The sequence below is a fragment of the Alloprevotella tannerae ATCC 51259 genome, from assembly GCF_000159995.1.
Lineage (GTDB): Bacteria > Bacteroidota > Bacteroidia > Bacteroidales > Bacteroidaceae > Alloprevotella > Alloprevotella tannerae.
The window spans coordinates 1,122,730-1,138,495 of the sequence record NZ_GG700642.1 but is presented as its reverse complement, the minus strand read 5'-3'; the positions used below and the strand labels follow the sequence as shown (position 1 = coordinate 1,138,495).

Below are 15,766 nucleotides of genomic sequence, written 5' to 3'. Positions count from 1 at the left end.
ACAAGGTATGAAAATAGGAGATAAAGTACGCTTCCTCAATGAGGTGGGAGGCGGTATCGTCGTGGGATTTGAAGGAAACAAGACGGTCATCGTGCGGGATGAGAGTGGCTTCGATATTCCCTTTCCCATCCATGAGGTAATAGCAGTAGAGACGAACGATTATAACATTGCGAAAGTAAATACGCGGAAGTCGGTCGAGCCAACGCAGGTTGTGGCGGCGCCGCCGACGGAGGTGGAACCGGCCGATCGGCCCGTCACGTTCAAAGCAAAGCCCCAAGAGCGCCGCGGAGCTGAGTTGCTGAACCTCTATTTGGCATTTCTGCCTGCGGAGGTGGGCAGTGAGACGTCGGAATTTGAGGCTTATTGGGTGAATGATAGCAACTATTATGTGCGTTACCTGCTGCTCAAGCAGGAGGGTAAGGCGTTTAGCGTGCGCCACGAAGGACTGATCGAACCGAATACGAAGTGCTTCATCGAAACTTTTGACCGCAGCGAATTGGAACAATGGGAACAGCCGACGATACAGGCGCTGGCTTATAAAACGGAGCGAACTTTTTTGCTGAAAAGTCCGCTTAGCGTGACACTCAGATTGGAGGGTGCAAAATTTTATAAGCAGCATACGTTTAAAGATAACGACTTCTTCGACGAACCGGCACTACTCTTTGACGTAGTGCGCGATGATAAACCCGTGCGTACGGTCTTCGTAGATGCAGAACAGCTGAAAGAGGCTATTTTGGACCGTCCGCAGCGCCCGCAGAAAGCACCGGCGCGCAAGGAAAAGGCAGCTCGCAACGCGGTGATTGAAATTGATCTGCACGCGGCCGAAGTGTTGGAAACGACGGCGGGCATGCAGCCAAAGGATATCTTAGATTATCAACTGGATATCTTTCGTAAGGCGATGGAAGAACATAAGCAGGAGCGCGGCCGCAAGCTGGTCTTTATCCACGGCAAGGGCAACGGCGTCTTGCGCAATGCGATCGTGGCGGCCTTAAAGCGCGACTATAAAACTTGTACGTTCCAGGATGCTTCGTTTCAAGAGTACGGCTATGGTGCTACGCTCGTGAAGTGCTAAGCGCGGCAACTGATCTTGCCCCATAAAGCAGGCGGCGTCGGGAAGCAGACTTCCTTGGCGCCGCCTTTTGTAAAAAGCAGCGCCGCGCAGGCCTTTGATCGGTTGCGCGGCGTTGTTTATATTATGTATTTGCGTTGAACTTAAGCGATACCCGGTCTTTCGAGGTAAGCTAAGACATCGCCTTTGGCCACGTGGCCTCCTTGTTTCGCGGCAATCTCTACGAGTTTTCCGCCCAAGGCAGCCGGAATTTCCAAGATGCGCCCGTGGTTGTTCTCAATGTAGCAGAAGAAGTCGCCCTCTTGATATTCTTTGCCCAAGAAGGGTTCTATACTCTTCACTGCCTCACCATCGCCGTTGATTTCCCAAAGGACGATGCCGCTTTCGGGTGCTACAACGGCGTCAGCTTTGGCGTGCTTGGCAGCAGCAGCTTCTTCGGGCGTCATACCCTTGGCCATCGCTTTATCTTTAGCGGCTTGCAGGTCGGCCAAGAAGCGCTTCTTCGCCTCGCCACTCTTGTAGTCGCGGTATTGACGCTCGTGCATCGCAAATTCATAGAGTTCTTCGTCGTCCGGCCCGAGTTCCCAACCGTTTTCTTCCATTTCCTTGCGGAAATCTGCGAGGCAGTTGGGGTAGAGTTCGTGCGGGTTGCCCGTATAGAACTCCTTGCCTTGTTCTTCTGCGAGTTTGACAATCTCCGGCGCTACCGGGCCGGGCAGTTTGCCGCTCTTGCCGAGGATCATACCCCACATATTCTCGTCCATCATAGAGAAACGCGGCTTGTCCATCGACTCTGTGAGCAGATTCATCAAAGCGATGTTCTTCACATATTGACTGAAAGGCGTCACCAAAGGAGGATAGCCGACGCGCGGCCAAACATAGCTGACTTCGTCGAAGAGCTTGATCAACATTTCGTCGTCAGTGAGCGCTGCTTCTCCTTTCTTCTCCCTATTGGCATTGATGGCGCTCATTGCACCTTTGAGATCGGCCATCATTGACCCCATCATGCCGCCCGGAAGTCCGCACCCGAGCAAGAGAGACGTCATAAAGTGGTTCTGCGGATTGATGAAGTAGCCCAAGAAATCGTCGATGAACTCCTGCGTCAAGGCGCGCGCCTCCATATAGGCATTCATATTGATTTCCGGAACATCGAAGCCGTAGTGTTTCAACATACTCTGAACGGAAATAATGTCCGCGTGGCCTTTACCCCAAGAGAGCGGCTCCATCGCTACGTCAATGATGTCTGCTCCGTTTTTGCAAACTTCGAGAATGCTGGCCATTACGAGTCCGGGGCCGTTGTGTCCGTGATACTCTACAATGATTTCCGGATGATTTTTCTTGATCATCCCGCAGAGTTTTCCGAGCAAGGCGGGCTGTCCTATGCCGGCCATATCTTTCAAACAGATTTCCGGCGCGCCCGCTGCGATGAGTTCGTCTGCAATGGCGCTATAGTATTCCGCCGTATGAATTGGTGAGTTGGTGATACACAGCGTTGCTTGCGGCGTCATGCCGGCTTCTAAGGCCCATTTAATAGATGGGATAATGTTGCGCACGTCGTTGAGGCCGCAGAATATACGCGTGATATCTACACCTTGAGCGTGCTTAACCTTATATTGAAGTTGCCGTAAATCGTCTGCACACGGGAACATTCGCAGCGCGTTCAGACCGCGGTCAAGCATATGCGTCTTGATGCCTACCTCGTTGAAAGGTTTCGTAAAAGCACGAACTGCATCGTTAGGATTCTCACCATATAGGAGGTTAACCTGTTCGAATGCGCCGCCATTGGTTTCTACGCGTGCAAAGCATCCCATCTTGATGATCACGGGTGCGATGCGCTCGAGCTGATCTTTGCGTGGCTGAAATTTCCCGTAGGACTGATACATGTCGCGATAGACGAGACTGAATTGGATTTTACGGTTTGCCATATTTGTCTTGATTTAATTCGTATTTTGCTTTGAGACCTGCAAAGGTAGCGTATGAAGAAAGAAATGCAAAGCAAAAATCTATTTTTCACTTCACATTTCTTTCTTTTTTGTGCAAACTGCCAACGCTGTAAGGCAAACTAACCTTCTCAGCCTTATTGGGCGCTTTTATTTTTTGATAATCTTCTTGCCGTTAATGATGTATAGGCCGTCGGGGAGCTTTGAGAGCGGACCTTGCTGCAAGTTGCCGTTCAGATCATAAATGCGTTGTTTGCCAGCCGTTGATGCTGCGTCGTTCTCGATTTGATGGATGCCAACGGGATCAAACTCTTCGATGTTGGGGGAAAAGTCGGCCCATTGTTCGGCTGCTTCATATTTGTCTTTGCTGCCGGCAGGCACGCGCAGCGTGCAAGTGACGGCGCCAGAGCCTCTGAAAAAGGCCATCAATCCCAGAGTAATCGAAGCCGGGTCCGCAACTTGGGTCGTAAATGAGCTTATATTTCTGCAAAAACCAAAAGCAAACGTGTCGATCTTGTTTAAATTGGCCGGCAGCGTGACCGAAGTCAGATAAATATTTCCAAAGAATGCGTAACCGGCAATCTGTTGTAAACTCGTCGGGACTATAAACGTCGGCGTCTTTTTGCCGCCTGGATATTGCAGGAGCGTAGTTTGGTTCTTATCATATAAGACTCCATCTATAGAGATATAAGCCTGATTGCTTTTTGCTACGTTAATGGCCGAAAGTTGCAGGCAATCGTGAAAGGCTGACTCGCCTATCATTTCTACGCCGGCGGGAACGTTGAACACCGATACATTACTACATCTGGCGAAAGCAAAAGTGCCGATGTGTTTGACTTGTTGGGGAAGAATGATCTCTGTTAGTTTTTCGCAACCTCCAAAGGCGTAATCGCCAATCCGAGATACATTTTCGGGAATATTAAATGTAGTGATTTCTCTGCCTACAGGATATTGTATCAAGTGCTTTTTTTCTTTATCGTATAAGATGCCATCTTGGTCCACGTAGTTGCTATTTCCGCTTTTAACTGTGATGTGCGTAAGCTTCTTGCAATCGTTGAAGATACCGGCTCCTATAATGAGCGTGCTTGCGGGTATTGTTGCTGTCGGCAACTGCTCACAACCGCTGAAGGCTGCTGCATCTATTGTTTCCAATCCTTCAGAAAGGCGGAGACTTTGTAGGCCAATGCAGCCGGCAAAAGCGTTATCGCCAATTGTTTTTACGCTTTCGGGAATATCGAGTGAAGGTATGGCTATACAGCTGTTGAATGACCATCGACCGATGTTGATCAGCGTAGCGGGAAGTTTCAGTTGCTCTAATTTATAGCACCCTACAAAAGCAAAGCCTTCAATGTTTTCCAATCCTTCTGAGAGGTTTAGTGATATCAGGTTCGTACAATCTTCGAACGCCCCATCGTCAATTGTTTTCACGCTGCCGGGAATGGTGGCCGATTCCAAAGATACGCAAGCCAAAAATGCACTCTCACCTATGCGTGTCGCAGTATTAGGAATCTTAATTTCGGTTATTGCAACACAATTGCCAAAAGCGTTATTGCCAATGTTGGTAATGCCTTCTCCCAGTGTGATCTTTTCTATGTTTTCTTTGTATTCCTCCCAAGGAGATTTGCCAAACTCGTAATCGGGCATATCTCCTGTGCCGGAAATGGACAGCTCTTGAAGGTTTTCGTCATAAGTCCACGACAGCGGTCCTGTCGTACCACTCGTTTGCGCCGAAATCTCGACGATGCTCATTGCCAATACGGCAAAAAAAGTAAGCATTGCTTTCATAATGATGGTTGTTGTTGCGCACTGTCCTCGAGCTTTCTTTTGCATTTCTTAGTCCTGAAGATGGAAAGTCGGAGACAGGCAGGTTAATAAAAGGAATGTTTTTAGGTTCGTACTAAATTTTCGACCGTAAATATAGGTATTACTGCTATAAATACAAAGCAGATTTCGTTCTATTTGCACTATTTTGTGCTTTCACTTTGGTTTTAGTGGAAAAATCCTGACAAATATTCGCTGTGTGCCTCAATATTAGTCTCTTCTCTCTGCATCGCGAGCGCGCAGGGTAAGGCGAAGAGATGATTATAATAAGGCAATCGTAGATCAAGAAGCGATAACTGAAAATGGAGGTAAGGATGAGTGTGCGGATGATGGATTGCGCCTCCTCTTGCGCTTGATTTTAATGGAGAAAGTGGCAAAATCGAGTCTGCATGGGGTGAATAATGCTTGCACTCGTGGGCTATGTTGTTTTGTTTGCTCCCACCAAACGATAGTTTGCCGGGGAGAAACGATGGTTTGCCGGCGCCAAACTATCGTTTGGTGGGAGCAAACGAAAAAATAGTTTGTCGGTAGATGTCGACCATCAGTGAAGCGAGTGGAAAAGACAGCAGAAAATAGTTGTGACCATTGAAAGGTCGGCCCGGATTCGGACGCTTACATACGCCTCTTGCCAATTGGCGGAAGCGATGGGGAGTGTTGGGGCTATCGGCGTCGGACTTGTGCCATAAAAAGTGGAGAATAAGCAAACAAACAAGGGGAAATACAGCTGCCTCATCAAAGAGACATGCGTGTATTTCCCCTTGTTTGTTATTAGAAAAAAGTGGTCGTTAATCGTCGATGAAGCGGCGCGTCAAGTCGGTGAAGGATTCGATGCGGCGATCGCGTAGGAAGGGCCACCAGCGCCGCACGCATTCACTGCGATGCAAATCCACTGTGACGACGACGACTTCTTCGTCTTGCGTAGAGGCTTGCGCGAGCAGTTCGCCTTGAGGTCCGGCTACGAAACTTGAGCCCCAAAAGGTGATACCTTTCGTCTGGCCGGAAGGATCTGCTTCGTGGCCGACGCGGTTTACGGTGATCACGGGCAGACCGTTGGCCACGGCGTGGCCGCGCTGCACGGTCGTCCACGCTTCTCTTTGACGCGTCTGCTCGCCCGGCGTGTCGGAACTTTCGTAGCCTATCGCCGTCGGATAAATCAGGAGGTCGGCTCCCTGCAAAGCCATTAGTCGGGCGCCTTCGGGATACCATTGATCCCAGCAAACTTGCACGCCTAATTTGCCAACGCTCGTTGTTATCGGGTGAAAGCCCATATCGCCCGGCGTGAAGTAGAACTTCTCATAATAAGCCGGATCGTCGGGAATGTGCATCTTGCGATACTTGCCCGCAATCGTGCCATCCTTTTCCAAGACGACGGCCGTATTATGATACAAACCCGGTGCGCGGCGCTCAAAGAGAGAGATGACCAGCACGATGCCGTGTTGCCGCGCCAGCTCACCAAAGAACTCTGTCGACGGGCCGGGTATGGGCTCTGCCAAATCAAAGTTGTCGACATTTTCTACTTGACAGAAGTAGGGCGTATTGTGCAGTTCTTGCAGCACCACGAGTTGGGCGCCCTCTTTTGCCGCAGCGCCGATGTGTTCAGCCAGTCGTTGGCGGTTGTCATATCCGTTGGCCGAGCAGGCTTGTTGGATTAAGCCTACTTTTAGTTCGTTCTTGTTCATAAGTGTAGGATTCCTTTTGGAAATTGCATAGTGGCGCAGTGGAGAGAGCCGTGCTGCCTGATTAGCGGACGGCAATCAATGCCCACCAAGTCATATTTTGGGAAGGCTTGGTGCAAGGCTTTTTGCGCCAAATCGTCCTTAGCCGGTTGCCCATAAGTGGGAAAGAGCACGGCTTTGTTTAATACGAGATAATTAGCATACGTTGCGGGCAGGCGTTCCCCATCTGCTTCGCAAATATCCGGAAGCGGGAGGGGAATAAGTTCGAAGGGTTCGCCGTCGGCATTCTTGAAAGTTTTCAATTCTGCTTCCATCGCGCACAGATCTGCATATTGCGGGTCGCTTTCGTCGGTGCACTGCACGTAGACCAGCTTATTGCCGGGGCAGAGTCGGGCCAAGGTGTCGATATGGCTGTCAGTGTCGTCGCCGATGAGCGCTCCGTGCGATAGCCAGAGCACGTTGGGGGCGCCAAAATAGTCTTGTAGCCTCAGCGTAATCTGCGCTTGATCGAGGCCCGGATTGCGATTTGGATTCAGTAAGCAGGCTTTCGTGGTAAGAATCGTGCCGCAGCCGTCGCTTTCTATGCTTCCGCCCTCTAAAATGAAGTCGAGACAATCAATATAAGAGCCTTCGAGGCGACCGCTTGCGTAGACGCCGCGGTTGATGGCATTGTCGGCCGCAGCTTCAAACTTCCCGCCCCAGCCGTTGAAGCCAAAGTCGAGTAGTTCCGGCTTGCCCGTATCTAAAACCGAGAGAAAAGCGTGGTCGCGCGCCCACGTATCGTTCGTGGGACAATCTATATATATAATATTGTCTGTCGCCCGCTTCGGCAATTGCTCTTCCAGATGTCGGCGCACAGATTCCGTGTCGGGCGCAACAATCAGGAGCAGCTCACGCGTGGCAATTTCGTAGGCCAAACGTTGATAAAGCGCCGTGATTTCGGGCAGCATATAGGCCCAATCGGTATCGGCGTGGGGCCAAGTGAGCTGCACGCCACTCTGCGGAAACCATTCCGGCGCCAACATCCGCTTGTAGCGCCCGATAGGATGCTCCATTTTCTTCCCGCGCAGGAAGTTTTCCAATTCTAAATCAGCGCGTGGCGGTGTCGGGGGTAACGTAAAAAGAGCCATATTCGTAGGACGGCTTAAAAATTAAAATGGAATCTGCGGCAGCCGCTTCAGATAAGCGATGAAAGCGTCTGTCGTCGTTGGCAGTTTGGCGTTGATGAGTTGCTCTTTGGGGAAATACTTCGTCGGGTAGCCATCTCCGCCCGTCGTCATAAACTCATCGGCTATCAATATAACCTTGGTGTTGTCTTTAATCTTCACTTTCTTGCCTTTCGGACTGATATACGTGATCGCTGTCACTTCGCCCTCGTCATTGCGCTTAATGGAGAGGTACGCCGACTGCATCCAGCCGTAGCGTTTGTTGTGGAAACCGAAGTTGACCAAGTCTTTCAGTTGTTTTCCTGAGATGGCATAAGCTTTCAGTGCGTTGGCAAAGGGCAGCGCTTCGCCCACCTCCAGCACACTTACGTTGCCCTTGGAAAAACCTGCGCGTATGCTGCCGAAATGACTGCATCCGACGATGACATCTTTGTCCTTCCGCCCCGCAGCATTGCGATAGGCTTCCGCAAACGAAGCGCAGACGAGCGTACCAACTTCACTCAGGCGGTAAGATTCCGTTCTGTCGTGCGGCATGTCGCGTGTGGCCCGTGTGAGTTTGGTGCCGATGGGCACGCCGGCGGGTGTTTTCGTCGTCTGGAGCAGCGAGTCAATCTGCATTTGCAGACGTAGCGGCCCGGCAGAGAGTTGGTCGCGAGATTTCAACGGGACGCGGCAGATTTCCGGCTCGACATCCAAGACGCGCATCGCAGCGGTGTCGACCGTAAACTTCATAATGCTGATGTAATTGCCGTGCCACCAACCTTGCACAACGGGATATTGCGCTTTGTTGATGCGTCCGCAAACCGGCTCGTGGCTGTGTCCGGAAAGGATGCCTTGATATAGTTTGTCATCGATGCGCGCTAAGTTTTCCTCATCTTTATCTGTCCAAACGGGTTTGCCGCCTTTCATAATTGTTCCGATGTGTACGAGCAGCATTCTCAAGTCAGCCTCCTGCACCGCCTTGAAGCCGGGCGTTTGCGCCAAACTATCGAGAACGTGTGTATAGTTGCCGGAGAAATGTAGCCCTACTACGTTGTTCGCCCGTATTTGTTCGGGCGCAGAAGACGCTAACAAGCCGACGAAAGCCGCTTTCAAAGTTTTCGTGGGCGAGAGCTTGATTTCCGTTGTAGCGAAAGGCTTCACATAAGGCGGAATGTGCCCGTTGCTGTCATAGACATTGCTACAAACATAGGTGATGTCCCAACCCCGCGGCAAGAGCGGGTCCGCGCTCCACTTTTCAGCAAGCGAGGCTTGCCCGTCATCAAACTCGTGATTACCTAAGGCCGATATGCGAATACCTAAATCGTTGAAAAAAACCGGCAACAATTGGCCTTGCGTGGCACGATAAAAATAACTCCCGCCGAAATTGTCGCCTGCAGCCACCGTAATGTTGTAAGGATAGACCGCTTTGAGTGAATCTAAAGTTTGCCAAATGCTTGGCGCACCGGGAATCCCTTGACTTACGTTTTGCACAAAGGCTCCGTGAAAGTCGTTAATCGAAAAAACAGCTACCTTGATCGTACCTTTTTGTGCAAAAGTTGCGAGCGCAAGGCAGAGAGAACAGAGAAATAGTTTGAAACGCATATACATTAGTTTATGAACGGCTGATTTGTAAGCCCTTTTCAGAAATAGATAATTCTACGAAACGCGAATTTTCCGTGAGCGGGTTCGCAGTTAGCGTGCGCCTGATGCGCATTGCCGCCTCCGGATCTTTCGCTACCATATACATAAAGCCGCCACCGCCGGCGCCGGGGAGCTTATAGCCTAAGCAGAGGTCGTCGATTTGATCGGCCAAGGCCGAGATGGCGGCGGGCGAAGTGCCTTTGTCGAGTGCTTTGTTTTGTTCCCACGTCGTTCGCACCAATCGGCCGTAGCGTTCGAAGTCGCCGAGCTGAATGCTCTCAAACAATGCTGTCGCGTGGGCTTTCATTTCGTCGAGCAAGGCTAAATGCTGGTTGGCATTGAGAAACATTCCGCGCACGATCTCCGCTAAAATATGCTTTGCGGTGCGTGTAATGCCCGTATAATATAGTAAATGGCAAGCGCTATATTCCGGTGCAGTAAAGAGATCCGTGGGTAGATAGCGCGCCACGGCGTTTTGGTTGAAGCCCGCTTCTGTTTGCAAGAGTTTGACGCCGCGCAATACGCCGCCATATTGGTCTTGCCAGCCGCCGCCGGTCGTTAATAATTGCTCAAGAATAAGTGTACGGTTGCAGATCTCGTTTTTATCCCAGCCCAAGCCGCAGCAATTGCTGAGTGCGCCCAAGACCGTGGCCGCCAAAATCGAACTCGTACCCAAGCCGGACCCGGCCGGAATGGCTGCAAGCAAGGTTAGTTCCAAACCGCAACCGAATGCTTCCAATTGATGACGTAAGGTCGGATACGTCTCACTGCAAAATTCAGGCAGAAAGCCACACAAGGCCAGTGCCGCTTTCGGTATGGAGAACGGATCGCCTACTGCATCGTAAGTGCGCAGCGCCTCAAACGTCTCAATCGTCACCGACGCGCCCAAATCTATGGAACGGCAGCGAATCAGCGGCTCCGGGCAAGGCCTGACGTAGACTTGCAGCGGCTGTTGTCCGTTCATTTCGATGGCCACATTCACTACATTACCGCCGTTCATCAAACTATAGGGCGGTGTGTCCGTCCAGCCACCGGCCAGGTCTATGCGCACGGCTGAGCGTGCCCATACGATTTGATCCGCGAAGGTCGTGCGGCGCGGCAAGCACGTTTGTTGGCGTACCTCCTCCGTCATTCCGTCACGCAAGCGTCCGAAGGCTTCCGCCGAATAGTGGTCGGCCGTGGCGCGATCAGTCGTGCGCAGCGCTTCAGAGCGAAACATCGCGTCCTGCATCAGTAATCCCGAAGGAGCATCTGCGGGTAGCGCATCCGGCAGCGGCAGTTGAGCCGCCGCATATTTGGCCGCCACGTCTTTTAAGTCCAATTGATAAAAGACACTCTTGCGCCAATTTGCCGCCAGTTGGGGCAGATTTTGCTGACGTAAGCTTTCCCGTTGCGTAAAGAGGCGTTTGAGGTTGGCTTTGATCATCAAATCGTCGGCCGAGAGGCGTGGCAGGCGCAGGAAAGCAGCGCGCTCGTCGCCTTGCCCTGTAACGATCCAATGGAAGAGGCGCTCCAGTTCGTCCAAGTCGCTACTTACGGGGAATAAGTCCGCCGTTTGCAAGTCGTCCGTCTGCTTGAAATCCGACAACGACAAGCCGCGTGCAGCCGCCCAGTCGGCAAACGGCCGACCGAGATAAGTTGTTTCGTGAGCAGCCAAGTTTCCACGAAAAGCATCATCGTAGCCATAGACGCGAAGCGCGTAATCTTTCTCTCCGATGGGCACGAAATCAATGCAGATGCCTTCCGGTAGCTTGACCTGCCATTGGTTTTGCGGAATCCCTGTAAGGATATGGTGTCGCGAGAGTTGCCAACCCGCGCAGAGGTAGGCATTTTCTATCCAAATATATTCGTTGTCCGGCGTGCAAGGGTTCGCCATCAAAGTGTTTTGTGTGAAGACGGAGGCCCGTTGTTTGACGCCGCGTTGCAATATTTGCCGTTGATCTTTGACGAGGGCTTGCAAGGCAATGCTTGAGGTCAGCATATCAGGCCCTGTGCCGTAATGGTAAAACTCTCCGCCCGGCAATGGGACGATGGCCACTTTAAGTGGTGGAAGATCGGCTTCCGGTTGCGACGGGTGAGCGCCCAAGGCGCGCCCGAAGTCGCTATATAGGTCGTAGTATTGCAAGTCTTCTGCCCGCGGCACTTCGTTTGAGGCCGAGGCCTGCTGACTGCGCCGATCCGACTTCTGCGCAAGATAGGCTACAGCTCGATCCGAGAGCAACCATACGCCGACATCGATGAGCGCCATGTGCGTTTGCATCAAAGCCGCTTGCTCTTCCGTAGAAGGCTTTTGCAGCATGAAGTCGAGTTCGTCCGGTCGGTTGCGATCAATCATAAATACGCCGTGGTGCGCGATTTGTTCCGGCGAGGCCCAGAGACCGTAGCAGATGACGTCGGCTTCGGGCAATTCTTGCAAAGGCTGTGTTGCACGGAGCAATACGTCGCCGCCGGCTATGAGTGTATGGATATGGCTTGGCGCCTTTTCCAGCATTTTTTCATAGAGTGGCACTTGCAGATCGAGGAGCGTCTGATCGATCCGTTGCCCTCTGGCCCAGCGAAACACGGGTATCGGCGTGAGCGATTTTCCACCGACCGCGTAAGCCGGTAGTCGTCTGCTTTGCCCACCGGCGTGGAGTAGCAGTCGCTTTTCGCGCCCCAACCAATCGGCAAAAGCCACGTCGGGCGCTTCAGCTGCGCGGCATTGCTGCAAAAGCCAAACCGTCCCGCCACCCGAGCCGAGCCTGTGGTTTTCAGGATCGGACGTGCAGAAATAAGCATCTTCGGGGAGATGCGTTAGGTCGTGAAATTGTTGAACCGGATTAGGCGGTAGCGAAAGCAACTTTTTCATACGCGGTTGTTTCTTTTGAAAGTGACCAGTCTGTTGTAGAGGTAGTTGAGGCCGGGATAGACGCACATTCCGATAAGGTAAGCTGCGCGCTCACTAAGGCAAAGGAGGAGCAAACGAAAAGCGACCCACTGCAAAGCCCAGCAAAGTGCGGCGCCAAAAAAGAAGACTGCCCCTTCGCGCAAGTAGCGATTTTCTCGACTACGAAAGACCCACAGCCGGTTAAACACATAACTGTTGAGGATACCGGCAAGATAGGAGAGAAAATTGGCCGTATCCAGTCCTACGCCCACGCGGCGGAGGAGGAAGTAAGTCGCGATCGTGACCAGCGTATTCAAGATGCCGACCGCGCCGTAGCGAACTATGAGTAAGGCCTCTTCCTTTTTGTTGATTTTCATCTGATATGTATGCCTCTTTTCCCTCTTTTTGTAGGCTAAAAATGGATAGGCAAAGATAAAGGAAAAAGAGGATAACGACAAGGAATAGCCCTGCAAATCCTATGTCTCTTTCTCGTGGGTACTTGGCTTTGTGGCGGTCGCTACGTCTCGGCTGCCGCAGACCTCCGTTGCTGATCGTCAGTTTTTGGGCGGAAAAGGATTGCCCCTTTGCTGACCGGTCTTTGATTTTATGCGATGTTTTCTTTCGGCGCTCGCTGCTGATCTGCTCTCCGACTCGTGGGCGGTCGGTGAGGACTTTTTTGCGGATGATAAACGCACTGAAAGTGATGGTTTTCGATGTGCGAAAAAGGGCGCAAATCCGGCCTTCTTGCTTTTTTATCGTGAGCGCAAACCTTTGTTCTCACGATAAAAAAGGTGTGTGCTCACGATGAAAAGGGTTTGCGCTCACGATGAAAAATGGGGAAGATAGGATGAAGCAACTTTCAGTTCGGGCTGTGCGGTGGGTAATTGTCAGTATTTCAGTGTCGTTTAGTGTGTGGTTCTAAATTTGGCGTTGGAGGAGCAAAGGGGTCGCGCGAGACGGGGTGGGCGAGTGGGACGGAGAAATGCATATAAATTGGGAGAGCAAAAAATAAGTCTCAAAACGGCTGCGATGTGAGCCATCTTGAGACTTGTAGTTCGTGGGAAATACGGGAAAAATCGTTGTGGTTACGTGGGCTGAAACACGCTGGTAGGCCTTGATTTTTCGCTTTTGCGCCGACTTATTTGCGCCCTATGGAATAGTATTCAAACCCATTTTTGCGCATTTCTGCAGGGTCGTAGATGTTGCGCCCATCGAAGACGATCGGATTGCGCATCAAATCGTGGACACGCACCCACGAGGGGAGGCGAAATTGCTTCCATTCCGTCAGTAAAAGTAGAGCATCTGCCCCCTTTGCTGCGTCGTAAATGTCGGAAGCATAGATGACGGCGTCGCCCAGTCGGCGGCGGGCTTCATCCATCGCGGCGGGGTCGAAGACGCGAACGGTGCAGCCGGCTTCGAGCAAGTGGCGGATGGTTACGAGACTGGTGGCCTCGCGCATATCGTCGGTTTCGGCCTTGAAAGCTAAGCCCCAGAGGGCTATGGTCTTGCCTTGCAAATCGCCATAGTGGCGGCGGAGCTTTTCAAACAAGACGCTCTTCTGTCGCTCGTTGACTTCCTCCACGGCTTTCAGGACGCGCATATCGTAGCCGTTTTGCTCGGCAGTTTGCACCAAAGCTTTGACGTCCTTGGGGAAGCAAGAACCGCCGTAGCCGCAGCCGGGGTAGAGAAATTTTGACCCGATTCGCGTATCGGAACCAATGCCTTTGCGTACTTGATTTACATCGGCGCCCACCAATTCGCAGAGGTTGGCGATGTCGTTCATAAAAGAGATGCGCGTGGCCAGCATAGAGTTGGCAGCATATTTGATCATCTCCGCACTGGGTACGTCGGTGAAGATCACGCGAAAGTTGTTGAGCATAAAAGGTGCGTAAAGCCGCGTCATAAGTTCGCGCGCCTTTTCGCTTTCTACGCCGACAACCACGCGATCGGGCGACATAAAGTCTTTGATGGCTGAGCCTTCTTTGAGAAATTCGGGATTGGACGCTACGTCGAAGGGGATGTCGACACCGCGCTTGCTCAATTCTTCGCGAATGGCGGCTTCTACTTTGCGCGCAGTGCCAACGGGGACGGTGCTCTTGGTGACAACGACGAGGTAATGTTGCATATGGCGGCCCACTTCTCGAGCCACCTCCAAAACATAGCGGAGATCGGCGCTGCCATCTTCGTCGGGCGGCGTGCCCACTGCGCTGAAAACGGCTTCAACGCCGTCTAAGCAATCGGCTAAACGCGTCGAAAAATGCAGGCGGCCTTCGTGCGTGTTGCGCAAAACCAGTTCGTCAAGTCCCGGTTCGTAAATGGGGATGTCGCCGACGCGAAGGCGCTCGATTTTTGCTTGATCTATATCGACGCAGGTCACGTCAATACCCATTTCTGCAAAGCAGGCGCCGGAAACCAAACCGACATAACCTGTTCCAACTATTGCTATCTTCATCGCTTAGCGCAAGGTCAAATGTATGGAATAAAAGAAAAGGAAGAGGAGGCCTCTTCCTTTGTGGATTTTACTGTGCCGGTGCTGTCGGCGTTCCGCCACCTGCGGGTTGACCGGGTAGCGTTTGTGGCGCCGGAGCAGTTTGCATGTTAGTCACAACGTTGACTGCTTGATCCTGCTTCGGCGTGAAGAAGGTGGAGGCTACGCTGAAGATGACTAATAATGCAGCTAAGGTCCACGTAGACTTCTCAATAAAGTCGGTGGTTTTGCGCACGCCCATAATTGCATTTGAAGCTGAGAAGCCGGAAGCTAAACCTCCGCCTTTTGATTCTTGGATCAAGACGACCAGCGTCAATAGTATACCTGCAATTACGGCTAAGATGATTAAGACTGTATACATCCTACTTATTTTTATGTTTGTTATTTACAATTAGTTTCTCGAGGAAGCGGATTTGGTCTGCAAAATAAACGTTTTTTCTTGGATTAACCAAGTTTAAGCGCCGTATTATTTCAGCAGCTTTCTCGTAGCGTCCCTGTCTGATATAGATGCGCGCTAATGTTTCTGTGAAGAAATCTTCGCCAATTTCGCCGTTTTCGTCCTCTTCAGCAAGCTCGGGCGTGTACTCAGGCTCTTCTTTGAGCGTGATCTTATCATTCTTTTCGATGAATGTGTTGACCAGCGTTTCGTGACGCTTGCTTCTCTCATTTTTATCCGACTCTTGGGCAGCGGGAACAGGCTCTGGGCTAATGTCATCCATTTCGTTGAGAATGGCTGTATAGTCGGTCGTGGCGTCAGCTGGGGTTGGTGTGCGCCGAAAGGGGACAGTAGGCGTGCCGCTATTGTTGATAAAATCGTCAATCAGCGTCTGTGTGCGGCCTTTTTGCGAATTTTTCGCTGACACAGGGGGAGAAATGGGCTGCAATAGGCGATTTTTATCTTCGACCATTGCGTATAGTACGCTCCGATCGGGAACAAAAAGAGCGGCGCGGCGGAGTTCGTCGCCAAATGAGGGGTCGTGGAGTAAAAAAAGATTCTTGAGAAACAATAAGCGTGCGACAGCATCGTAAGGATGCCGCGCAACGGCTTCGCGCAGTTGGAACAGCGTTCGCTTATCCAGCGCCTCCGGATGGGAAAGATAGTCGGTTAATCTCACGT

At 51.6% G+C, this 15,766-nt stretch carries 11 protein-coding genes; 1 reads left to right on the top strand and 10 read right to left on the bottom strand.

Annotated elements, in window-relative coordinates; all coding sequences use genetic code 11:
- The first annotated feature begins 7 nt into the window (after positions 1-7).
- A complete protein-coding gene (locus GCWU000325_RS04775; protein WP_006255051.1) occupies positions 8-1,072 on the top strand; it encodes a DUF2027 domain-containing protein in 1,065 nt (354 codons plus the stop codon).
- A 140-nt stretch (positions 1,073-1,212) separates the two neighbouring features.
- Here the strand turns inward: GCWU000325_RS04775 and GCWU000325_RS04770 are convergent, their stop codons facing one another.
- From GCWU000325_RS04770 to GCWU000325_RS04720, 10 genes are all read right to left on the bottom strand, one after another.
- Entirely contained in the window at positions 1,213-2,994 is a 1,782-nt protein-coding gene (locus GCWU000325_RS04770) for a biotin/lipoyl-binding protein (RefSeq protein ID WP_006255049.1), read from the bottom strand.
- 165 nt (positions 2,995-3,159) lie between these two features.
- Positions 3,160-4,839, bottom strand: coding sequence for a leucine-rich repeat domain-containing protein (locus GCWU000325_RS04765; protein ID WP_006255048.1), 1,680 nt, complete (start codon positions 4,837-4,839; stop codon positions 3,160-3,162).
- A 776-nt stretch (positions 4,840-5,615) separates the two neighbouring features.
- Complete coding sequence (locus GCWU000325_RS04760) at positions 5,616-6,509, bottom strand: carbon-nitrogen hydrolase (protein WP_006255044.1); 894 nt, start codon at positions 6,507-6,509, stop codon at positions 5,616-5,618.
- On the bottom strand, positions 6,506-7,636 hold the full coding sequence (locus GCWU000325_RS04755) for an agmatine deiminase family protein (RefSeq protein ID WP_006255043.1): 1,131 nt from the start codon (positions 7,634-7,636) through the stop codon (positions 6,506-6,508). Before GCWU000325_RS04755 ends, GCWU000325_RS04760 begins: the two co-directional genes overlap by 4 nt.
- A gap of 21 nt (positions 7,637-7,657) precedes the next feature.
- A complete protein-coding gene (locus GCWU000325_RS04750; RefSeq protein ID WP_244832876.1) occupies positions 7,658-9,256 on the bottom strand; it encodes a bifunctional metallophosphatase/5'-nucleotidase in 1,599 nt (532 codons plus the stop codon).
- A 10-nt stretch (positions 9,257-9,266) separates the two neighbouring features.
- On the bottom strand, positions 9,267-12,143 hold the full coding sequence (locus GCWU000325_RS04745; RefSeq protein ID WP_006255041.1) for a bifunctional fucokinase/fucose-1-phosphate guanylyltransferase: 2,877 nt from the start codon (positions 12,141-12,143) through the stop codon (positions 9,267-9,269).
- The gene (locus GCWU000325_RS04740; RefSeq protein WP_006255040.1) at positions 12,140-12,538 is read right to left on the bottom strand and encodes a GtrA family protein; all 399 of its coding nucleotides are present in this window, start codon (positions 12,536-12,538) and stop codon (positions 12,140-12,142) included. The genes GCWU000325_RS04745 and GCWU000325_RS04740 overlap by 4 nt, the downstream gene beginning before the upstream one ends.
- A gap of 761 nt (positions 12,539-13,299) precedes the next feature.
- Positions 13,300-14,613, bottom strand: coding sequence for a UDP-glucose dehydrogenase family protein (locus GCWU000325_RS04730; RefSeq protein WP_006255037.1), 1,314 nt, complete (start codon positions 14,611-14,613; stop codon positions 13,300-13,302).
- Positions 14,614-14,680: 67 nt separating this feature from the next.
- A complete protein-coding gene (secG, locus tag GCWU000325_RS04725; RefSeq protein ID WP_006255036.1) occupies positions 14,681-15,010 on the bottom strand; it encodes a preprotein translocase subunit SecG in 330 nt (109 codons plus the stop codon).
- Between the two features lies 1 nt (position 15,011).
- Positions 15,012-15,764 (bottom strand): hypothetical protein, encoded by a 753-nt coding sequence (locus GCWU000325_RS04720; RefSeq protein WP_006255035.1) that lies wholly within the window; start codon positions 15,762-15,764, stop codon positions 15,012-15,014.
- Positions 15,765-15,766: the final 2 nt, after the last annotated feature.